The organism is Amycolatopsis japonica (assembly GCF_000732925.1).
In the GTDB taxonomy this organism is placed as follows: Bacteria; Actinomycetota; Actinomycetes; order Mycobacteriales; family Pseudonocardiaceae; genus Amycolatopsis; species Amycolatopsis japonica.
The window spans coordinates 178,710-199,727 of sequence record NZ_CP008953.1 but is presented as its reverse complement, the minus strand read 5'-3'; the positions used below and the strand labels follow the sequence as shown (position 1 = coordinate 199,727).

Here is a 21,018-nt window from a genome sequence, read left to right as displayed (position 1 = left end):
CTTTCCTGGCGTTCAGGAGCGGGCGAAACGGGCGATGACCTCGCCCAGCCGCCCGCCGGCGTCCTCCTGCAGGAAGTGCCCGGCGCCGGTGATCGTCGGATGCTCCAGTTCGCGGGCGCCGCGCATCGAGCCCCGCAGTTCGAGGCCCCACGGCGCGGTGATCGGGTCCCCGTCGGAGAACGAGACCAGGAACGGCTTGTCCAGTTCGGACAGCACCTTCAGTGCGGCCCGGTTGGCCGCCGACGCCGGATCGTCCGGGGTGATCGGCACCAGGGACGGCATCGCGCGCGGCGCGGCCTTGTACATCTCGTTCGGGAAGGGCGCGTCGTAGGCGGCGCGGACCTCCTCGGACAGCTTGGTCTGGCAACCCGACTGGACGAACCGCCCGACGTCGATGACCTGGGCGTTCTCCATGGCGTCGCGGAACTTGTGCCAGAGCTCGGGCATGTCGGTGTCGCCGGTCGGGAGGCCGGTGTTGGCCGCGACGATCCTGGCGAAACGGTCGGGGTTCTCCGCGACCAGCCGCAGGCCGATCAGGCCGCCCCAGTCCTGGCCGACCAGGGTGACGTCGGTCAGGTCGAGGACGTCGAAGGCGAACGCGCGCATCCACTCGACGTGCCGCTGGTAGGTGTGGTCGACCATGTCGCCGGGTTTGTCGGAGCGGCCGAAGCCGACCAGGTCGGGCGCGATGGCGCGCAGCCCGGCGTCGGCGAGCACCGGGATGACCTTGCGATAGAGGTAGGACCAGGTCGGCTCGCCGTGAAGCAGGAGAACGGGCGGTCCGTCCTCGGGTCCGGCCTCCACGTATCCCACTCTGATCACGCCGCCGTGAAGGTCGACGAGCTCCGCGTAGCGCGGTTCGAAGTCGAAATCGGGCAGGTCCGAGAACCGGTCGTCCGGTGTCCTTAAAAGGCGCACGACTCCCACGTTAGTGGGAATCGTGCGCCTATGCCGTTTTCAGTACGTCAGAAAGTCACGAGATGGCAACGGCCACGATCAGGCCGAGGGCCAGGTGCGCGGAGGCCACGACGACGCTGGCCGGGGCGAACTTCTCGCTTTCGATGGTCGAGCGGATGTCGATCCGGGTCGCCCACTCCAGCAGCCGGACGGCGGCCACCTGCACGATGATGCCGAGCAGGCCGTAGACCAGCGAGGTGATGAGGCCCTCGGTCAGGTCGCTGGCGGAGTTCGCGATCGCCACGACGATGATGAACGCCATCGACAGCAGGCCCGACGCGGTGACGATGACCGCGTTCGGCAGGCCGCGGGTGACCAGCTGGGACAGCTTGCCGGGCGTGGTCCAGTCGATCGCCCAGAACCCGGCGAACATCATCAGCAGGCCGACGACGCCGTACAGCAGGATCGCGCCGATCCCTCGCACGAGGTCGGAGCCGAACGTGTCGGACAGCGCAAGGGTGGTGGTCACAGGGGTTCTCCAGAAGTCAGGAAATGTCAGGTTTGTGCGGTTGCTTCTATCACGACTCGACGATGCGGTGCGGGACGAACGCCGCACCGTCGTCCGTGACGAGTCCCGCGGTCTCGCGGATACCGAGACCGGCGGCCTGGTCCCCGACGATCCACGCGCCGAGCGCGGGCCGGTAACCCTGGAACTCCGGGAGCGGGTCGAACGCCTGGTAGACGTACCCTTCCGCGCCGTAGACCCCGTCGGTCTGCGTCTCGTAGCCGGTGGCGACGATCTGCACGTTCGCGCCCTCGCGGCCGAGTTTCGGCTTGCGGACGTACTCGGTCAGCAGACCGGGGTCGTCGGCGAAGGCGGGCAGCAGGTTCGGATGCCCTGGGTAGTTCTCCCACAGGATCGCGAGCAGCGTCTTGTTGGAGAGGATCATCTTCCACAGCGGCTCGACCCACAGCGTGCGCGGCATGGTCTCCACGGCGAAGCGGCCGAACTCCTCGTCGACCACCCATTCCCACGGGTAGAGCTTCACCACGGTCGCCATCTGCGCCTCTTCGAGGTCGACGAACCGCTTGAGCACCGGGTCCCAGCCGATCTCCTCGATCGACAGGCCGACGGTGTCGAGCCCGGCCTCGGCCGCGGTCTCCTGCAGGTACGCCGTGGTGACGTGGTCCTCACCGGACGGATCGGCCGAGGACCAGGTGAAGTGCAGTTCGTTCGAGGGCAGCTTGTCGGCGAGTTCGCCCCAGCGCTCGACGAGCTTCTCGTGGATCGAGTTCCACTGGTCGTTCTCCGGGAAGACCGCGGTCTTCCAGTGCCACTGCAGCACCGCGGCCTCGAGCAGCGAGGTCGGGGTGTCGGCGTTGTACTCCAGCAGCTTCGCCGGGCTCTTGCCGTCGTAGCGCAGGTCGAACCGGCCGTAGACGTGCGGATCCTGCCGCTTCCACGACTCCGCGATATGCGGCCAGACCCACTCCGGGATGCCGAAGCGGTGGTACTGCTCGGTGGTGATCACGTTGTCGACCGCTTCGAGGCACATCGAGTGCAGCAGTTCGACGTCCGCCTCGACCGACAGGATCTCGTCCATGTCGAAGACGTAGTGGACCGACTCGTCCCAGTACGGCCGGGACTTGCCGGAGCCGTCGCGCGCGGGCGTGCCGAAGACCAGCCCCTGCTCTTCGACGATGTTCTGCCAATCCCGCCGGGGCGGCTTGGAATCCCGGTACACCTACGAGCCCCCGCTCTTGCCGCTGCCGCCGGAGCCGCTCTTGCCGCTGATGCCGAACCCGCCGCGCTGGACGGACTTGCCCGACTTCGTGCTGACGTTCGCGTTCGACGGCGCGGTGTACGAGCCGCCGGACACTCGCTGCCCGATGGTCCCCGTACCGCCGTAGTTGTAGCGGTAGCTGTCGTACCGCCCGCCGCCGATCGGGATGAAGAAGAAGCCACCGGAGTGGTAGCCGCCGTGCGACGTCACGTACCGCTCGTCGCAGTTGTTGTCGTCGCTGATGATCTCGGTGTCTTTGGCCGCGCAGACCGCCGTGACGTTCTTCGGCTTCGCGACGGTGTAGAACGTCGCGACCAGCCCGACCAGTCCGACGGTCACGCCCGTGCCGATCAGGAGCTTCTTTTTGGTCGAAGACTTCTTCTCGGCGACGCGAGCGGCCTCCGCCGCCATCGCCTCCTGGCGCTGCTGTTCCGCCAGCGCCTGCTGGCGTGCCCGCTGCTCGGCCAGCGACGGCTGCCGCGCCTGCGTGCTGCTGTCCTGAAAGCGCATGGTGCCGCGCTTGGGCGGCTCCTGAGGCGCTTGTGCCCCCTGGTTGTCATCCTGCGTCATCGAAGCTCCGTAATCGCCCGCCGGCCCGAACTCGTGTCCAACACTAACCACCCGGTACGCGCACCTTACGTGCGGCGCGGGCATCATGGAGTGGATGTCTCAACAGGCCGAGCGGTTCCGTGATCCGCGAAACGCGCTGAGCACCCTGCGCACCCGGCTCGTCATGGCCGGTGTGTTCGCGGGCGCGATCATCGCGCTTTCGCTGAGTGTGGCGTTTTCGTGGAACGTGGGCCCGGAGGGCGGTGCGGGCGGCGGCGCCCCCAAACTGTCGCCCGCCGCGGCCGAGGCGTTCCAATCTCCCCCTGGCACCTGTCTGACCTGGAACAATCCGGACGCCACCGACGCGCGGCGCGTGCCGTGCGCGGAGTCCCATCTGTTCGAGGTCACCAGCATCGTCGACATCGGCGCGCAGTACCCGCCGGGGGTGCCGAGCCCGAACCTGGAGCAGTGGCAGGAGATCTCCCGCTCGCGTTGCACGATCGACGTCAAGCCGTACCTCGGCCGCAACCTCGATCCCTACGGCAAGCTGAGCATGAACCTGCTCCGGCCGACGCCCGCGCAGTGGGCCGACGGCGACCGGCAGCTGCGGTGCGGTCTGCAATGGGCGGGCCAGGGCGGCAAGCTGCAGCCGACCAAGGGGCCCGCGAAGGAGCAGGACCAGTCGGCGGTGTGGGAGCCGGGCACCTGTCTCGCGCTGCTCAACAACAGCTTCGGCGACCCGATCGACTGCGCGCAGGCCCATTCGTACGAGATCATCGCGACGCTCGACCTCAAGACGAAGTTCAAGGACGGCTACCCCTCGCAGGAGCAGCAGAACACCTGGCTCGACACCGAATGCTCGACGGCCTCGCAGGAGTACACCGGCAACGCGGATCTGGCGGCGAAGAAGCTCATCCTCAGCTGGGACGTCCGCGAGCAGGAGAGCTGGGACGCCGGGTCCACGCTGGTGAACTGCAAGGTCGCCGCGGTCCTGCCGGACAACAAGGGGCTGGCGCCGGTCACCGGGAGCGTCAAGGTCGGCAACGGCGAGGCCCCGCCGCCGTCGTCCTCCTCGCCCCCGAAGACCGGAGGGTGATCGCGTGCCCGTCGAGATGACCCAGCAGCGTTTCGAGGAGCTGGTCTCGGAGGCGCTGGACGAGCTCCCGCCCGAATTCGCGGACGCCATGGACAACGTCGTGGTGCTCGTGGAGGAGTTCAACGAGGAGTCGCCCACGATCCTCGGGCTGTATCACGGGGTCGCGCTGACCGAGCGGACCCACGAGTACGGAGGGGTGTTGCCCGACCGGATCTCGATCTACCGGCGCCCGTTGTTGCAGATGTGCGACACCGAGGAGGACGTCGTCGAGGAGGTGCTGATCACGGTGGTGCACGAGGTCGGGCACCATTTCGGTATCGACGACGAGCGGTTGCACGAACTCGGCTGGGGCTGAGCCGCCGCGCGGGTGATAGCAAAGGTCCCTTGCTCTCCTCGCGACGGATTCCGCGCCGCCGGTGGCATGGTCGGTGATTTTTGTGCGTGGAGCACCAAGGGTTCTCCGGATTCTTAACTGCGTGTAACAACCCCGCCACTTTGGGCGACAGCCCCGCTAAACTTTTCGACACGTTGTCGCCGGCCTTCGCCGGCGAATGCCTGGGGAGGCGGTGCATGGCCGAGTCGACGGTGCGGAGGAGGAGCGACCGGCGGTTGCGCTGGCTGCTCGCGTCCAGCGCGGCGTCGAACCTCGGCGACGGCATCGGCAAGGTCGCGTTCCCGCTGCTCGCGGTCACCCTGACCCGGGATCCGCTGCTCATCGCCGGGCTTTCGGCGACCCAGTTCCTGCCGTGGCTGCTGTTCGCGCTCCCGGCGGGCGCGCTGCTGGACCGCGTCGACCGGCGGCGGGCGATGATCCTCGCGAACAGCGCCCGCGCGGTGGTCGTCGGCGGGACGGCCGCGCTCGTCGCCGCGGGCGGGGTGACGATCTGGATGGTCTACGCCGCCGCCCTGCTCATCGGCTTCGCGGAGGTGGTCGCCGACAGCGCCGCGAACGTGCTCATCCCGGCGGTCGTCGGCGAAGGTTCGCTCGACGGCGCGAACAGCAAGCTCCAGGCCTGCGAGATCGTCGGCCAGACCTTCCTCGGCGGCCCGGTCGGCAGCGCCACCTTCGCGCTCTTCGCGACCTTCCCGTTCCTGCTCAACTCGGTGGGCTTCGCGATCGCGGCGGTCGTGTTGATCGGCCTCGCCGGGAGTTACCGTCCGCGCTCCGCCGAGCGCGCCACCACCGACCTCCGCACCGAACTGGCGGAGGGTTTCCGCTGGCTGAAGCGGAGCAGGCTGGTGCTGCGCCTGGTCGTCCTCGCCGGGGCGATCAGCCTGGTCAGCGAACTCGCGCAGGCACAGCTAGTGCTGTACGCGATCGAGTACCTGCATCTCAGCGAAGCGGCCTTCGGGCTCTTCGCGTTCGTTGGCGGCATCGGCGGCCTGCTCGGCGCGGCCGTCGCCCCGCGGCTGGTGAAGGTGTCCAGCCGTCGCGCGGTGCTCCTCGGGGGCACGGCCTGCTGCGGCGCGGCGTTCACCGGCATGGGCCTGACGAGTTCGCCGGTGGCCGGGGCGGCACTGTTCGGCCTGTTCGCGGCGGCCGTCGTCGCGGTGAACATCGTGCTCGGGACGGCACGGCACACCCTCGTCCCCGGCGACCTGCTCGGCCGGGTGCTGGGCGTGTGGCGGACCGTCGTCTGGGGAGCGATCCCGATCGGCGCCCTCCTCGGCGGCGTCCTCACCCACGCCCTCGGTTCCGCGGCCCGGACGTTCCTCACGTCCGGGCTTCTGCTGTTCGGCGTAGCCGGTTTCGCGTTCGTCTCGTTACGGCCCGGCGCCTTCGATGACGAATCGGCCACGGAGGAGCGGGTTCTCCACCAAGACCGGTGAAAACCAAGGTCTTTGGTGCTGAAATAGCCCATCACCGCCACGGGTGACGGGGAGGTCCGCGATGCAGCAGACACTGGTGCCGGAGGCCGGCGTGGGGACGACAGAACCTTCCAGACGCCCGCAGGTGCTCACCGCGGTCGCCGGTTTCGTGATCGGTGGCGGCGTGATCGGCATGCTCTGGGCGCTCTCGGGCGTCAACGCGGGGGCACTCGAAGACGCGCAGGCGGCATGCTCGGCGCTGGCCAGGGTCGGCACGATCCCCGACACCACCGACTCCGCGCCCGGCGACCAGACCGTGGCGGTCCTGGCGCCCGAGGTCCTGCACCGCATGACGGCCGCGCGCGAACTCTCCGCCGCGGCGGCCGCCGCCAACGACACCTACCGGCCGCTGGCCGAGCACATCGACGGCGTCAGCAGGATGGTGTTCAGCCTGCACTTCAACCAGATCTCGGGGCAGCGGCACCTCGTGCAGGCCGAACAGCTCTGCACCCAGCTCTAGCCCTTGTGGACGGTCTTCACCGTCAGCTGGTTGCCCGAGATCTTCCCGGTGCAGCCGAGCCCCTGCACCGCCAGGAAGTTCGACGCGGTCTCCTGCGGCAAGTACACCCGCAGGCCCCTGGTCTCGACCGGCTTGCAGACTTCCTCGGGGTAGTTGCGGACGTTCGCGAAACCGACGTCCGCGATCGCGCTCTCGCCGTTGGCCAGCTGGACCGGGTCGCCCTTGGCGCCGTCGCGGTACGCGGCTTCACCAACCTGGTGACCGTCGGCGCCCGTCACGTAGGAGATGCCAGGGAAGCCCTGGATCGTGCACGAGTGCCCGCTCGCGTTGGTGATGACGAGCTTCCGGTACACCGTGCCCGCGGCGGCGTCGCTGTCCTTGATGGACAGTTTGACGTCGCCCGCCTTGCAGAGCCCGTCGTTCTTCGACGCCTGCGCGGGCGGCTGGGCGGGCTGCGGAGCCGGCGCCGAAGCCGAGGAAGTCGCGCTGGGCGCCGCCGAGGTGTCCGGCACCGAACTCGACGGTGACGCGGACGTGTTCTGTGCGACGGGCGCGGTCCCCGAACCGCACGCGCTGAACAGGAGCAGTCCGGCGGTACCCGCGACGAGACCGCCGATGGAGATCAACTTCGAACGAACCATGGCCATTCGCCTCCCTGTATCCGGGTGACCCACCGTCCAGTAGACGTGTCGTCCGCCGACGAGGTTGCGCCCCACCGGTTAATTCCCCACAAGGTGTTAATCGATCTTGTGTGCTGTGTTCCCCGGCGGGGGCGGAGGCAAACGGGCTGAAAGGAGCCATACCCACATGAGACGCGGTGAAGGGCGCCTTCCCCACGCGACGGGTGGTCGTGAGGCAAACGTCCCCGCTCAGGGTTCGACGGGGGTTTCCGCCCAGGTGAGGCACGTCCACCCGTCGGCGGTCCCGGCGAGCTCGACGACGCCGGTGTTCGGGATCAGGCCCTGGTTGGCGATCTCGGCGGTCACGTTCCCGGCGAGCCATTCGCCGCCCAGCCGGATCGCGCCACCGTGGCTCACCAGCACCACCGTGCCGTCGGGGTCGGCCTGCTCGTGCTTGGCGCGCAGCCGGGCGACCGCGTCGAGCAGCCGGGCGCGGACCTGCGCGCCGGTCTCGCCGCCAGGGATCGGCGGGTCGAGTTCGCCGAGCGTCCATCGGCGCACGACGCTCATGTAGGTGGTGATCGAGTCCTTGTCCGTCTTGCCTTCGAGGTCGCCCGCGGCGACCTCGTGCACACCGTCGAGGACCTGGACGTCGAGGCCGAGTTTGGCGGCCAGCGGCGCGGCGGTCTGCTGGGCGCGGACCGCCTGCGAGGCGTAGACCGCGACGATCGGCTCGCCGTCCAGCCTCGTCGTGAGGTCCTGTGCCTGCTCGCGGCCCAGGTCGGTGAGCGGCGGTCCCGGCAGCGCGGTGTCGAGCGCGCCGCGCACGTTGCCCTCGGTCTGGCCGTGGCGGACGAGGAGGAGTTTCACGCCTGTGCTCCCTTCCGTACCGAGGCGACCCAGTCGATCGCGTCGGTGAAGTCCTCGTTGGCGGCGTCCAGTTCGATCTCGGTCTTGCCGTCGTCCGCGCGCGGGTGGGAGCCGAGGAACCGGAGGTTGCGGCACCGGCGGCGCAACGCGGCCAGCGCGTCGCCGATCCGGGGCTCGGCCACGTGTCCCTCGAAGTCGATGAAGAAGCGGTACTCGCCGAAGTTGTTCCTGGTCGGACGCGCGTCCAATTTGGTCAGGTTGATCCCGCGAACCGCCAGCTCGGTGAGCAGTTCCGCCAGGGCACCGGTCCGGTTCGTGGCGGCGGCGACGATCGACGTGCGGTCGGCCCCGGTCGGCTCCGGCAGTTCACCGGGAGCGCGGACCAGCAGGAACCGGGTCTTGGCGTCGCGGACGTCGGCGACCTCGGTGGCCCGCACCTCCAGCGGATAGTGCTCGACCGCGACCGGCGCGGTGACGGCCGCGTCGAACTCGCCCTCGGCCACCGCGACCGCGGCCGCCGCCGTCGACGACGTCGCGACCGGATGCGCGCCGGGCAGGTTCGCCTCGACCCAGTGCCGGACCTGCGCGAGCGCGTGCGGGTGGCTCGCCACGGTGCGGATCTCGGTCGTACCCGGCCTGGTCAGCACGCTGAAGTGGACGGGCAGCAGCACCTCCGCCACCGCGACCAGCGGCTCGGCCTCGCTCAGGCTGTCGAGGGTGGCGGTGACCGCGCCCTCCACCGAGTTCTCGATCGGGACGCAGGCGGCGTCGGCCGCGCCCGAGCGCACCGCGGCCAGTGCCGCCGGGATGGTCTCGGCGGGGATCAGCTCCTCACCGGAGGTGAGCCGGCGCGCGGCCTGTTCGGTGAACGTTCCCTGGGGGCCGAAATAGGCGATCCGTGACACCCCGCCAGATTACGCACGGCGCGGGTGGCGACTTTCACTCGGACAGCCGGTATGCGCGCCGGTTACGCCAGGTGGCTTTTTTTGCCATGCTTAGGGCGTGACCGCCGAACCGGGCACGCACACCGGCCACGAGGATGTCGGCTCGTCTTTCGCTCCCGTGCCGGACCATCCCACTCCGGAGCTGGTGCTGTGCGCCGTCGATGACCTGCTCGCCCAAGCCTGGACGACCGTCGCGGACACCGTGGACGGCCGGGTCTTCGTGCACCGCGGATCCGTGCTCGACGTCGTCGCGCAGGCCGTCGTCAGCCCCGCGAACTCCTACGGCTGGATGCGTGGCGGCATCGACGCCGTCTACGCCCGCGCGTATCCCGGCGTCGAGCAGAACGTCCGCAGCGCCGTCCTCGCCTACCACGGCGGCGAGCTGCCGATCGGTGAAGCGGTGATCGTGCCGACCGGCGAGGCGGAGCCCGCCTGGCTGATCAGCGCGCCGACCATGCGGGAACCCGGCGAACGCCTCCCGCGCGACACCGTGCACCCGTACCTCGCCGCCCGTGCGGTGTTCCAGCAGTGGCGCGACGCCAGCCTCGACCAGGGCCGCGTCCGTGATCTCGTGCACACGATCGCGATGCCGGGACTCGGTACCGGCGTCGGCGGGGTCGCCCCCGCGTCCTGCGCCCGGCAGGTCGCCGCGGCCTGGGACGAGGTCTTCACGCCCGGCCGTTCCCGTAACGGACGGTAACGCCCCGAAGCGGGCTACATCACATCGCAGCGCGTTCACGAGCCGTAAGCCCTACCGTTAAAGCGGCTTCATCCGGTTCGAGGCACGTTCACCCGCCGAGAACTCGTCAACACGGTTTTGTACGGCGCCAGCGCAGGCGACGGGCGAGGAGTGTGCGATGCCGCGGGTCCGTGAGCTCAGTCCCTACGTCGAGCTGCACCGTGAGCAGTGGCGAGAGTTGCGCAGGTCGACTCCCCTGCCGCTGACCGCCGCGGAACTGCTGCGGCTGCGCGGTCTCGGTGAACAGGTCGATCTGGCCGAGGTCGCCGAGGTCTACCTCCCGCTCTCCCGGCTGATCAATCTCCAGGTCGCCGCCCGGCAGCGGTTGTACGAAGCCACCACCACCTTCCTCGGTGAAGACAGCCGGGGCACCAAGGTGCCGTACATCATCGGCATCGCCGGGAGCGTCGCCGTCGGCAAGTCGACCACCGCGCGCATCCTGCGCACACTGCTCGCCCGCTGGCCGGATCACCCCCGGGTCGACCTGGTCACCACCGACGGGTTCCTCTACCCGCGTGCGGAGCTCGTCCGGCGCGGGATCATGCACCGCAAGGGTTTCCCGGAAAGCTACGACCGGCGGGCGCTGCTGCGGTTCGTCACCGAGGTGAAGTCCGGGGCCGAGCGGGTCAGCGCGCCGGTGTACTCGCACCTCGCCTACGACATCCTTCCCGACGAGGAACAGGTCGTTCAGCAGCCCGACATCCTGATCCTCGAAGGGTTGAACGTCCTCCAGCCCGGCCCCCGGCTGACCGTGTCCGATCTGTTCGACTTCTCGATCTACGTGGACGCGCCGACGAGCGACATCGAACGCTGGTACATCGAGCGCTTCCTCAAGCTGCGGCACACCGCCTTCGCGGATCCCGCGTCGCACTTCCACCACTTCGCCGGCCTCCCGGACGACGAGGCCCGTGCCGAGGCGCGCCATCTGTGGCACACGATCAACGAGCCGAACCTGATGGAGAACATCAAGCCGACCCGGCCGCGGGCGACCCTCGTGCTCCGCAAGGACGCCGACCACACGATCAACCGGGTCCGGCTGCGCAAGCTCTGAGCGAGCACACCGCGTAACCGGACGATCGCGGGTTTCCCACTCCCCGCCGTTCCCTCACAAGCAGGAGCCTTCGCACCACCTGCGAGCCGCTGGGGCCCGCCGGTCGCACACCGCTGTCACCGGGCGGCTTTCCTCGGCCGATCGGCCGATCCACGCTCAGTACGTGTAACCGGTTGGCCGATACCGGCTACAGGCCCCCACAGCGACCCTTGTGTCAGGGGAACAAGAGGTCTCGAACAGACCTTGAGCAGGGAGGAGGCTCACGATGTTCTCGATCATCCTGACCTGGGTCGGCTCGATTCTCGGACTCGCACTCCTGGTGGCCATGGCCGCCGGCGCCTTCGTCGTCGACTTCGACGACGCCCGCGGGGACCGGCGCCGGAAGAAGCCGCAAGTCACCGAGTCCAAGGGCACCCCAGCGGCTCCGCTCGGCTGAGCCTCCCGCGCTCAGAGTTCGCCGAGCGCCTTCCGGTAGTCGTCGACGTCGTAGTCCATCTCGTGTTCGCCCGCTTCGGCGAGCTGGGCGGACAGCGCGTCGATGAGGCGATCGAAGATCTCCTCGCGTTCCTGTCCCGTCTCGCTCAGCCGCAGCACGGCCTGCCAGACCTCGGCGGGCTCGTCGTCCCAGAGCTGGTCGACGATCGTGGTCTTGAGCGCGAGCCGCATCCTCGGCTCGCCGTCGAAGGTCTCCTCGGCCAGCGCCTCGTGGTACTCGGGGTGCTCGCCGATCACCAGCAGGCGGCGCTGCTCGGGGTCGGCGGGCTCCAGTTCCAGCTCCTCGTCGCCGATCTCCGCGTAGACCGTCGGGACGGCGAACATGCGGCGCGCCAGGGCGTCCGCGAGTTCCGCCGGGTCCTCGATCCCTTCCGAGCCGTCGAAGTAGACGTCCAGCGCCGAGTCCTCGTCCTGTGCGAACTCCTCCAGGAACTCGGTCGCGCTCTCCAGCAGCGCCACCCGCGCGGCCTCGGGGAGCCCGGCGCGGTCGGCGGCCCAAGTGACCCAGCCGAGCAGGGCGGGCTCCAGCGCGTCTTCGTAGGCCTCGTCGATCTCGAACTCGCCGTCCAGCAGCGACTCGAGGAACCGGGCGAGCTTCTCGGGCCCGACCCGCAGCGGGCTGCCCGGCTCGGTCTCGCAGCCGTAGTCGACCAGCAGGCGCGCGTAGAACCGCGTCGCGTCCGTGTCCTCCACGAGCCCGGAGCCGATGAAGTCGGCGACGACCTCTTCGCGGACCTGCTCGGGCCATTCGGAGATCTCGGGCGACGGTTCCGGCGCGGGCATCGCCCGGATCCAGGCCAGCGCGAGCGCGTGGAACCGCGCGTAATCCTCGCTGACGTCGGGTTCTTCGACGACGTCCGTCGCGGCGAGGCCGTCCGCGAGCAGTTGGTGGGCGCGCTCGGGCAGGACCCGCTCCAGCGTCACCAGCTCAGGGTCGTCGGCGGCCTGCTGGCGCATCTCGGCCAGCACGTCCTGCGGCTTGTCGACCACGACGACGTCGCGGATCCGGCCGCCCTCGGTGAAGTCGACCAGCGCGAGCAGGCCGTGCTCGACACCGCCGCGGGTGAAGACGCAGAGCAGGGAAGACTCGTCACCGAAGACGTCGCCGGTCCGCCAGCAGTCCCCCACGGTCACCGCGGCGAGGTCTCCCATCCAGTCCGGTTCCGGGATCCCGCGGCCCAGCACGGTGTTCAGCGCCGCGGCGGCGGCCTCGCGCTCTTCCTCGGTCTCGGCGAAGACCCGCAATCCGGCGAGCAGCGCGGCCGCGGCGGGGGTGATCTTCCGCTCGGCGAACGCGATGAGCTCCAGGCCCAGCGGCGTCTCGTCCTCCTCGACCTCGATCTCCCACCACTGGCCGAGCACCTCGGAGGTCAGCAGCTCGACGTCGAGCACCTCGGGTTCGGCGCCAAGGGTCGAGAAGTCCCGGAGGACGTCCTTGAAGAGGCCCGTCACACTCGGAGTGGAGGGCTGGGCTGCCTTCTTGCGGGCACGGCTGACCGGACTCATGGCGACATGTTTTCACGCGGACCCGATCGGGCTCGTCGCGGTGGTCCCGGGCGCGGAACACGGGTCCCGTCCGCGGGGAGGACGCGGGCGGAAACCGGTTACAGGACCACCGCGACTTCGACCTTCTTCGCCGGGTTTCCTCGGTTCACTCGAATAACGACGGTCGCCGGGCGCGGTTACGCGCCGACCGGTTTCGGAATCGCGATTCTCGCCGCCTTGACCTCGGCGATCAGCCGGGTCTTGCGTTTGTGTATTTCCACCAATGTGCCGAGGTACGAGCTGAATTCTTCAGCCATACCGGCCTTTTTGTGCACCGTGCGCAGTTTGCGCAGTTGCCGGGCCGCCTCGCGGTAGGAGTTCGGATCCTTCCGCGTGATCAATTCTTCGACATGGTCCCGATACACGGGAATGGTTTCGGCCGGATGGGCGACGGAACGCGCGTCCGCGAGTTCGACGCGCATCGGCAAAGAGGCCTCGAACCGCACCGCCGCCCGCCAAGCCTCGTCCGCCCGATCCTCGCCGAGCAACGCGCGGACGAGTTCATCCGCGGCTTGGGTGCTCCCGGCGGCGAGTTCGCGCAGACGGGCCAGCGCGGTCTTCCGCTGCGCGACCCAGCGCCCCGCTTCCAGCGACTCCGCACGCAGGGCGAGGTAGGTGGCGGCCGTGGGATTCTCGTCGAACTCCTTGCGCGACAAGGGAACCGGCTCAGCTTCCGGCGGTGGCGGCTCTTCCTTCTTGTCGTGTGTGAGCGCCCGCGCCGCGTGCGCGATGGCCTCGCTGTGCCGCCCCGCCGCGCGCAGGACACGCACGATCTTGAGGCTGACGTCCACCCGCGGCGGTTTGGCGGCGAGGATCGCGACGAGCGCGTCGACGTCGCCGGACACCTCCGCCAGCTCCTCGCGCAACCGCTCGGCCGTCTCGCGTTTCGCACCGGACGGCTGCTCCGCCAGCACCGCGTCCACAGTGGACTGGATCCGCGCGATTCCCTTTTCCCCCAAGGCGGAGGCGAAGTCGGCCAGCTCGATGGCGGGCCAGCCGGGCCCGTCGAACTCGACTTCGAGGATCCAGGCGGCCAGGCTCTCGGGATCCGGCGGACGGGCCACGCAGGCCCGCGCGTACAGCTCGACGGCCCGGTCCAGCCGGTCCGCGACCTCACCCGAGGTGTCGTCGATCTGCTCCAGCATCTCGCTGATGTCGTCCACGGTCCGGCGGGCGAGCGGTGCGAGATCGGCCCGGCTTCCGGCGTCGAGAAGCCGCTGAAGCGTGTCGAGGACGGAGCCGACCTTCGCGGCGTACTCGACGTTGTTCGCCAGCACGGCGGTATCGAGGAGGCGGTGCGCCTCGGCGACGTCACTCCCCTGGGTGGCGAAACGGTTCTCCAGGGCCTGCCGTAACTCAGGGTCACGCTCGGCCTGGGCGTGCAGCAGGTCCGCCAGCGTTTCCGCGTCCAAAGTACGCAGGTAGGGGCGCAGATCCGTCGGGGAACTCACCCGGACAAGTCTGCCCGACCGCTTCGCCGACTCGTGTGGGCCAACAGCGTGCTCTTTTCGGCGTAATCGCTCACCAGGTGTGACCAGGTCAGCGGGGCCGCGTCGAGCCGCGAAGGGCAGCGGATGATCGGGATGGGAAGCCGGCTGGCGAGCTGCATGACGATCGCCATCACCACCACCGCGAGCAGCGAAATCGCCGCGGCGGCGGCGAGCGCGCCGCTCAGCACCCGGCGTCCGCCGTCGACCGCGAGCTGCGCCGAGTACTCGATCTGGCGCGCGGCGAGATCGCCGAGGGTCCGGCCGACGACACCGGCGGCCGCGCGCCAGGCATCTTGGCCGACGGGCGGCGGCGTGGCCGCGCTCAAGGCGGTTTCGACGGCGCCGAACCGGCTCCAGTCCACACTCCCGACGAGATCGCGGTAAGTCCGACGGCTACTTTCCGTCAGCTTTCCGGCGACGGCGTCGAGCCTGGACCGGTAGGCGCCCACGGCCGCGGCGTAGTCGCGCCGCCCCTCGTCGTCGATCCCGGCGACCGCGAGGGAATCGCTGCGGTCCATGCCTTCGACGGCGGTGAGCAGTTCGACGGCGATCGTCTGCTGATAGCCGACTTCGGCGTCCGGGGCGGCCCGCGCGATCTCGCGCAACGAGGAAAGCGAGGTGTCGATGCGATCGGCATACGCGGTGTACGTGGCGGAACGACTGCCCGGCGCCCGCAGCGCGACCGCCCGCTCCCGCTGCAACGACGCGATCCCCCGGCTCGCCTCGGCCATGACGACCGCCCCGCCCTCGGCGTCGTCACGGTCCTGAATGGCCTGCTGGACGAGGAATCCGCCGATGAACAACGCGACGAGCACCAACGCCGCGCTCGGCACGAACGCGATGGAGAGCATGCGAGAGCGAAGGCTTCGCTGGTACGTCAAGGCTTTCCTTCCGGATCGGTTCCCCGACGCCCAGCGACGCTAGGCAAGTTGCAAATTGCACGTCAACGCTCGTCCGCCATACGGCCGTTAGCGCACCGTGACGATCTGGTAGGCACGGCACGTGACTCTCGACGACCTCAACCAGCGCCTCCGCGACTTCGCCGCGGCACGGGCCTGGGAACCGTTCCACACCCCGAAGAACCTGGTCATGGCGCTGTCCGGCGAAGTCGGCGAGCTGACTTCGCTGTTCCAGTGGCTCACCCCGGAGGAATCGGCGAAGTGGCGCTCCGACCCTGAGCTGGCGCACAACGTCGTCGACGAGATCGCCGACGTCACGCTGTACCTCCTCCAGCTGGCGAACAGCCTCGGGGTGGACCTGATCGAGGCGGCCAACGCCAAGATCGATCGGAACGAGCACCGGTTCCCGGCGCCCGACGTCAAGCCCTGACGGCGATCTGCCAGCCGCCGAGCAGGCCACCGACACCCAGCACGCCCACGAAAACGCCCGCGGCGAGCCCCGCGCCGCCGAACAACGCGAGCACCGTGATGAACATGAGCAGCATCCCGAACCCCATGAGGACCCTGCCTCCCCACAGCGCGACCGACGGCGGGGACGGCACCGGCGGTATGGGCCCGTGCGGAACAGGTGGCTGCGGATAAGGCACGAAGGCTGCCGTCCGCTGTTCAGCGGCGTAGACCGGCCGGTGCGCCGGAGCCACGGGAGCCGGAATCGGGGCGGGCGGCGGCACGGGGATCGGGGCGGACACGGGCGCCGGCCGCGGAACGAGACCCAGCACTTCACGCGCCTCGGCGACTCTGAGCACCTTCGCGCCGAGTTCACCCGCCCTGGCGATCCGTGGCTCGGCAGGGGGGACTCCGGAGCCCACGGCCAGATGGGTCACCGACGCGGTGAGCTTCTTCGCGAGCTGAAGGCCCGCGTCGAGCACTGCGGCGCGCAGATCATCCTCCGCCAGCCCGTCGCCGAGAACGAGGACGCGGCGACGCACGCCGGATGCGGCCCCGGTGGCCCGGAGCCCGTGCAGCGTTTCGGGCACCCGCAAGGCCGCCGCGACGGCGCGCAGATCCCGCTCTTCCTCCGCGGTGATGACGCCGTCGCTTTCGGCGAGCTCGCGCATGGCTTTGACGAAGCCGGTGTGCACGCGGTGCAGATCGGTGTCCGACATCCCCGCCGCCGAGGCCGCCGCGCCGAGTGCCCTCGCCTCGGCGTCCGAGATATGACGGTCCGCCAAGGCGTTCCCGAGCAGTTCGACGTAGGCGTCCTGCAGCGAACCGGTCGCTCCGAACGCGGCCTCGGGTACCCGGTCGACGAAGTCCGCCATCCAGGTGCCACCGCTCGGCACCACCACACGACGAGGCGACAGGCGCGTGGCGGGCGCGAATCGCGGCAGTTCCGGGAACACCGGCCGTTCCGTGAACCTGAGGCCGTGTGTGGTCACCAGCGTCGTCACCAGCCGGGCGCACACGTAGGCGTCGGCGAGCGCCGTGTGCGCCGCGAACTCGCCGACGCCGACCGCCTCGGCCACCGTGGCCAGGCGATAGTTCGGCAACCGCAGCGCGCGCCGGGCCGCGGCCAGCGTGCACACGCCCGGCATCGCCGGGATCCGCGCGCCCAACCTGCCGGACTCCCCGTCGAGGAAGCGCGCCTCGAAGGGCAGGTTGTGTCCGACCAGGACACTGCCCTGGCAGACATCGAGGAAGTCGCCCAGTACCTCGCCGAGATAGGGAGCGCCGTCGAGCTCGCGGCGGGTGATCCGGTGCACGTGGGCGGGGCCGGGATCCACGCCAGGGCCCGGATTGACCAGCGTCGAAAACTCACGCAGGACCGTGCCGTCCGCCCGGATGCGCACGGCCGCGACCTCGACCACGTGTCCGGGGTGCAGGCCGGTGGTCTCGAAGTCGATGGCGGTGAATTCGGTCGTCCCCACGGCGAACCGGCCGTCTGGAGTCAACGCCAGATTTTCGACTGTCTCCGCCATTTCGTTTCCTTTTCTCGAAGCGTCTACCGGTGGATCGTGACGTCACCGTTCGCGTAACGCCCGAATGCCGACGGTGACCCGTTCGTGGCCGCTTCGTGACGGAAAAGCCGAGCATGTAACACCATTCGCCGGGGGAACGACAAAAACCGGCGAAGCTCACCCGAAGCAAGAATCCCGAGGACGCCCATGCACACCGGTCCCTCCCGCGACAAGCGGATGCCCCGCTGGATGATGATCGTCCTCGCCGCCTTTTCGGTACTTTTCGTTCTCGGCGCAGTCTTCGGGAAAACCCCACAACCACAACAAGAGCAGCCCGTCGCGGCCAAAAGTGCCGACCAGGCGACGTCGACCCCGCCGACGTCCTCGTCCACCGCTCCGAGCACCTACCGGGTCGCCGAAATCGTGGACGCCGGCACGGTCAAGGTGACCGGTCCCGACGGCGAAAAAATCGTCAGGATCCTCGGTTTGACGACCCCTCCGAATACGAACGGATGCTTCGCCGAGGAAACCCTCACGTGGGCAAAGAACACACTGGCCGACCAAGAGGTCATCATTCGATCGGTATCCGATGAGGCCGGTGTCGCGCTGGCATCGGTGAGCATGGTGAACGGTGGCGACTACGCCACCACCGCGCTCAAAGCGGGCTACGCGAAATTCGCGAGCAGGGCGGTCGAGAAGACCATCGGCACCGCGCTGCAGGCCGCCGAAGACACCGCGCGGACGGCGGGGAACGGGCTCTGGGGGCCGCCCTGCTTCGGCAAGATCGACACCCCGCCCACCTCCGTCACGCCACCGCAGCAGCCGGTCGCCCCGCCGATCACCCGGGCCGAGCCCACCACGAAGAAGTCGACCCCGCCGCCGGCGGCGGCCGAACCGGATCCGCCCAAGACGGTGTCCTACGCGAACTGCGACGCCGTGCGGGCGGCCGGAGCGGCGCCGTTGTACGCGGGCCAGCCCGGCTACAACCGCAAACTCGACCGGGACGGCGACGGCGTCGCCTGCGAGCCGAAGAAGTAGTTCCCCGCGCCCGATTAGCCGCCTTTCGGGTCTTGTGGGCCGTTCGGCCGACCGGAAACACTGTGCCGACGTCCCTGGAGGTGGCCCTTGTCGCGTTCGGCTCGCACCGTGTTCCTGGCCCTGATGCTGTCACTGAGCGCGGTCGCCGCGCCGGCGTACGCGGCGCCACCGCCGACGTCGCCGCATCGCGACCCCGGCAACGGGCCGGAGCGCAACGAGGTGGCCGCGACCGACCAGCCGATGAGCGTCGCGCGGGCCGCGGCGGGCGAGAACGTCGCGGGTGACCATTCGGGGTATCCGCGCAAGACGAAGCTGCGGGTGTATCCGGAGAACACGGCCGACAAGTCGATCAAACTCGGGCTCGCGCCGTATCACGCGATCGCGCCGAAGCTGAACGCGTTGCAGGCGCGCAGTGACCGGATCTCGGTCGAGATCGCCGGGCAGTCCGGGCTCGGCCGCGACCTCTACCTGGTGACGCTGACCGCGCCGGAGAGCCGGTCCGAGACGCGACGGCAGGACGCTTGGCGGTCGCTGATCGAGAACGACCCGGCGCGGGCCGCGCGCGACCCGTTCCTGCGCCACGGCTACAAGGCGCCGGTGTGGATCAACAACAACATCCACGGCAACGAATGGGAAGGCACCGACGGCGCGCTCCGCGTCATCGAGAAGTTGGCGACGTCGAACGACCCCAAGACCGTCGAACTGCTGAAGCGGAACCGCTTCTACTTCAACGTCACGGCCAATCCGGACGGCCGCGTCGCCGGCACGCGGCAGACGTCGCAGGGCTTCGACCCCAACCGCGACTTCGTCACCGCGTCGCAGCCCGAAGTGCGGGCCATGCGCGGGATCGCGATCGGCAAGCAGCCGCTGATGATGCTGGACGAACACGGCTACGTCGCGAACACGCTCATCGAGCCCACCACGCCGCCGCACGGCCAGAACTACGACTTCGACCTCTACATCAAGCACGGCTACGCCAACGGGCTCGGCATGGAGCAGGCGGTCAAGGCGATCGGGCGCCCCGAGACGGCGAAGCCCGAGATCCCGTTCCGCGACTACGACCCCGGCAGCTGGGACGGCTGGGCGCCGATCTACACGGCCCAGTACGCGATGTACCACGGCGCGGTGTCCTTCACGATCGAAATCCCGATGCGGGTGAACAACGCGGACTACGAAACGCAGCCGGTGCCGGAGCTCCAGCGGCGCGCGGTGATCAACACCGAGGTCGTCGAGGCCACCATCGGCAGCACCCTGAACTACGTCGACCGCAACCGCGGCGAGCTCATCGCGAACCAGATCGAGATGTTCCGCCGCGGCACGGCCGGTGAAGCGCAGCGCGAGATCCCCGACGGATTCGTGCCCGGCTTCGGGCCGGAAGACCGCTACCGCACGGAGTTCCCGCGCGCGTACGTCATCCCAGCCGGAGCCGACCAGCGTTCGGCCGTCGCCGCTTCCCGGCTGGTCGACCATCTGGTGGCCAACGACGTCCGGGTGCGCCAAGCCGATCGCCCGTTCTCGCTGGCGGGACGCCGCTATCCGGCCGGTTCGTACGTGGTCGACATGCACCAGCCGAAACGCGGGCTGGCGAACGTGATGCTGGAGCAGGGCAGCGACATCTCGGCAAAGGTGCCGGTCATGTACGACATCTCCGGCTGGAGCCATCGCCTGCTCTGGGGCGCCTCGGTCGACATCGTGAAGCAGGGCAGGCTCGACGTCCGTACGCACGACGTCGTCGCGGCGTCGCCGACCGGTGGCGTCGACGCCGCGCCTGGCCGGGATCTCGCGCTGAAGCTGGTCGACGCCAAGGACGTCAGCGCGGTCAACGACCTGCTGAACCGAGGCCTCGCCCTCGGCCGCACGGACGACGGCACGATCGTCGTTCCGGCGTCGGCACGCCCCGCCGCCGCGGAGGTGGCGGACCGCTACGGCGTCCGATTCACCGAGGCACGCGGGACGGCGACCCCGTTGAGCCGCAAGACGATCGCGGCCGCCGTCGGGGCGGACGAGCTGAAAGCGCTGCGGGACATGGGCTTCGACGTGCGGCCGGTGTCGGCGGCGGTGCTCAACGCGGGCTTCGACTGGTCACGGGTGGACCTGCTGTTCGTCTCTTCCGGACTGCGGTACACCGACCTCACTCCGGCGGCGAAGGACGGTTTGCGCGCCTTCCTCGCGCGCGGCGGCGTGGTCACCCGCGGTGCCACGGGCGCGCGGTTCAACACGGACGTGGGACTTCTCGAAGCACGTCCGGTGGCGGGCTGGGAAGACGGGAACGGCGTCGTCTCGGTCGTCAACGGGACCGGCCCGGTGGGTACCGGCGCGCTGCCGGACTCGTTCGTCTACGGGCCGTTCTGGTTCACCGATCTCGGCTCCTCGGTTACCGTCGAGCAGCGCTACGCTAGCGGGAATCCCCTGGTCGCGGGGCATTGGCGGACCCGGGACGACGGGACGGGCGGGCCGCTGCAGGCTGCCGGTCAGGCGGCCGTCGTGTCCGGGACCACCGGGCTCGGCGGGCGGGCCGTGCTGTTCGGCACCGAACCGTTGTTCCGCGATCACCCGAAGGGCTTGTACTCGCAGGTGGCCAAGGCGATTTACTGGGCGGCCCCGAAGTAACGTGCGGGTATGCCCGTATCACGTGGCCGGAAGCCCAAGAAGAAGAACAAGAAGAGCAAGAAGCCGAAATCGCCGAGCAGGCGACCGGTGAACTGCTCGGGGCC

General features: G+C 69.4%; 21 protein-coding genes. 10 read left to right on the top strand and 11 right to left on the bottom strand.

Features of this window, described 5'->3' with window-relative positions:
* Positions 1-12: 12 nt before the first annotated feature.
* From AJAP_RS00990 to AJAP_RS00975, 4 genes are read right to left on the bottom strand one after another with little or no spacing between them, the layout of a single operon-like run.
* Positions 13-918 (bottom strand): haloalkane dehalogenase, encoded by a 906-nt coding sequence (locus AJAP_RS00990; protein ID WP_038507431.1) that lies wholly within the window; start codon positions 916-918, stop codon positions 13-15.
* A gap of 55 nt (positions 919-973) precedes the next feature.
* Entirely contained in the window at positions 974-1,426 is a 453-nt protein-coding gene (locus AJAP_RS00985) for a DUF350 domain-containing protein (protein WP_016330638.1), read from the bottom strand.
* Between the two features lie 49 nt (positions 1,427-1,475).
* Positions 1,476-2,642 carry a glutathionylspermidine synthase family protein gene (locus tag AJAP_RS00980; protein WP_038507428.1) on the bottom strand — a complete coding sequence of 389 codons (1,167 nt, stop codon included), beginning with the start codon at positions 2,640-2,642 and terminating at the stop codon, positions 1,476-1,478.
* The gene (locus AJAP_RS00975; RefSeq protein ID WP_228694832.1) at positions 2,643-3,251 is read right to left on the bottom strand and encodes a hypothetical protein; all 609 of its coding nucleotides are present in this window, start codon (positions 3,249-3,251) and stop codon (positions 2,643-2,645) included.
* Between the two features lie 94 nt (positions 3,252-3,345).
* Between AJAP_RS00975 and AJAP_RS00970 the strand changes: the two genes are divergently transcribed.
* The 4 genes from AJAP_RS00970 to AJAP_RS00955 all read left to right on the top strand — a co-directional run bounded on the left by AJAP_RS00970 (position 3,346) and on the right by AJAP_RS00955 (position 6,655).
* Positions 3,346-4,326, top strand: a complete 981-nt coding sequence (locus AJAP_RS00970) for a septum formation family protein (RefSeq protein ID WP_038507421.1) — start codon at positions 3,346-3,348, stop codon at positions 4,324-4,326.
* Positions 4,327-4,330: 4 nt separating this feature from the next.
* Positions 4,331-4,681 carry a metallopeptidase family protein gene (locus AJAP_RS00965; protein WP_037333558.1) on the top strand — a complete coding sequence of 117 codons (351 nt, stop codon included), beginning with the start codon at positions 4,331-4,333 and terminating at the stop codon, positions 4,679-4,681.
* A gap of 215 nt (positions 4,682-4,896) precedes the next feature.
* Entirely contained in the window at positions 4,897-6,156 is a 1,260-nt protein-coding gene (locus AJAP_RS00960) for an MFS transporter (RefSeq protein ID WP_038507416.1), read from the top strand.
* Between the two features lie 61 nt (positions 6,157-6,217).
* Entirely contained in the window at positions 6,218-6,655 is a 438-nt protein-coding gene (locus tag AJAP_RS00955) for a hypothetical protein (RefSeq protein WP_037333564.1), read from the top strand.
* Here the strand turns inward: AJAP_RS00955 and AJAP_RS00950 are convergent.
* The 3 genes from AJAP_RS00950 to pheA all read right to left on the bottom strand — a co-directional run bounded on the left by AJAP_RS00950 (position 6,652) and on the right by pheA (position 9,050).
* Entirely contained in the window at positions 6,652-7,302 is a 651-nt protein-coding gene (locus tag AJAP_RS00950; RefSeq protein WP_038507413.1) for a DUF4232 domain-containing protein, read from the bottom strand. The two genes, AJAP_RS00955 and AJAP_RS00950, sit on opposite strands and share 4 nt — an antisense overlap.
* Positions 7,303-7,524: 222 nt before the next feature.
* Positions 7,525-8,145, bottom strand: coding sequence for a histidine phosphatase family protein (locus tag AJAP_RS00945; RefSeq protein ID WP_038507410.1), 621 nt, complete (start codon positions 8,143-8,145; stop codon positions 7,525-7,527).
* On the bottom strand, positions 8,142-9,050 hold the full coding sequence (gene pheA, locus AJAP_RS00940) for a prephenate dehydratase (protein WP_038507406.1): 909 nt from the start codon (positions 9,048-9,050) through the stop codon (positions 8,142-8,144). Before pheA ends, AJAP_RS00945 begins: the two co-directional genes overlap by 4 nt.
* Before the next feature lie 97 nt (positions 9,051-9,147).
* Between pheA and AJAP_RS00935 the strand changes: the two genes are divergently transcribed.
* From AJAP_RS00935 to AJAP_RS44310, 3 genes are all read left to right on the top strand, one after another.
* Entirely contained in the window at positions 9,148-9,789 is a 642-nt protein-coding gene (locus AJAP_RS00935; RefSeq protein ID WP_038507403.1) for a macro domain-containing protein, read from the top strand.
* A 157-nt stretch (positions 9,790-9,946) separates the two neighbouring features.
* The gene (gene coaA, locus AJAP_RS00930; protein WP_038507400.1) at positions 9,947-10,879 is read left to right on the top strand and encodes a type I pantothenate kinase; all 933 of its coding nucleotides are present in this window, start codon (positions 9,947-9,949) and stop codon (positions 10,877-10,879) included.
* Between the two features lie 265 nt (positions 10,880-11,144).
* Positions 11,145-11,315, top strand: coding sequence for a hypothetical protein (locus tag AJAP_RS44310; RefSeq protein WP_167551706.1), 171 nt, complete (start codon positions 11,145-11,147; stop codon positions 11,313-11,315).
* A gap of 11 nt (positions 11,316-11,326) precedes the next feature.
* On the opposite strand, the gene AJAP_RS00925 is transcribed toward AJAP_RS44310, so the two are convergent.
* From AJAP_RS00925 to AJAP_RS00915, 3 genes are all read right to left on the bottom strand, one after another.
* Positions 11,327-12,880 carry a DUF1841 family protein gene (locus AJAP_RS00925; RefSeq protein WP_038507397.1) on the bottom strand — a complete coding sequence of 518 codons (1,554 nt, stop codon included), beginning with the start codon at positions 12,878-12,880 and terminating at the stop codon, positions 11,327-11,329.
* Positions 12,881-13,056: 176 nt separating this feature from the next.
* Complete coding sequence (locus AJAP_RS00920; protein ID WP_148311427.1) at positions 13,057-14,370, bottom strand: DUF6880 family protein; 1,314 nt, start codon at positions 14,368-14,370, stop codon at positions 13,057-13,059.
* A complete protein-coding gene (locus tag AJAP_RS00915; RefSeq protein ID WP_038507394.1) occupies positions 14,367-15,260 on the bottom strand; it encodes a nitrate- and nitrite sensing domain-containing protein in 894 nt (297 codons plus the stop codon). The genes AJAP_RS00920 and AJAP_RS00915 overlap by 4 nt, the downstream gene beginning before the upstream one ends.
* A gap of 151 nt (positions 15,261-15,411) precedes the next feature.
* Here AJAP_RS00915 and AJAP_RS00910 point away from each other — a divergent pair, with 151 nt between their 5' ends.
* Positions 15,412-15,738, top strand: coding sequence for a nucleotide pyrophosphohydrolase (locus tag AJAP_RS00910; RefSeq protein ID WP_037333591.1), 327 nt, complete (start codon positions 15,412-15,414; stop codon positions 15,736-15,738).
* On the opposite strand, the gene AJAP_RS00905 is transcribed toward AJAP_RS00910, so the two are convergent.
* Complete coding sequence (locus AJAP_RS00905) at positions 15,728-17,287, bottom strand: 3'-5' exonuclease (RefSeq protein WP_038507391.1); 1,560 nt, start codon at positions 17,285-17,287, stop codon at positions 15,728-15,730. The genes AJAP_RS00910 and AJAP_RS00905 overlap by 11 nt on opposite strands.
* Positions 17,288-17,473: 186 nt before the next feature.
* Between AJAP_RS00905 and AJAP_RS00900 the strand changes: the two genes are divergently transcribed.
* The gene (locus AJAP_RS00900) at positions 17,474-18,304 is read left to right on the top strand and encodes a thermonuclease family protein (RefSeq protein ID WP_038507388.1); all 831 of its coding nucleotides are present in this window, start codon (positions 17,474-17,476) and stop codon (positions 18,302-18,304) included.
* A gap of 87 nt (positions 18,305-18,391) precedes the next feature.
* Positions 18,392-20,914 carry a M14 family zinc carboxypeptidase gene (locus AJAP_RS00895; RefSeq protein WP_148311426.1) on the top strand — a complete coding sequence of 841 codons (2,523 nt, stop codon included), beginning with the start codon at positions 18,392-18,394 and terminating at the stop codon, positions 20,912-20,914.
* The last annotated feature ends 104 nt before the right edge of the window (positions 20,915-21,018 follow it).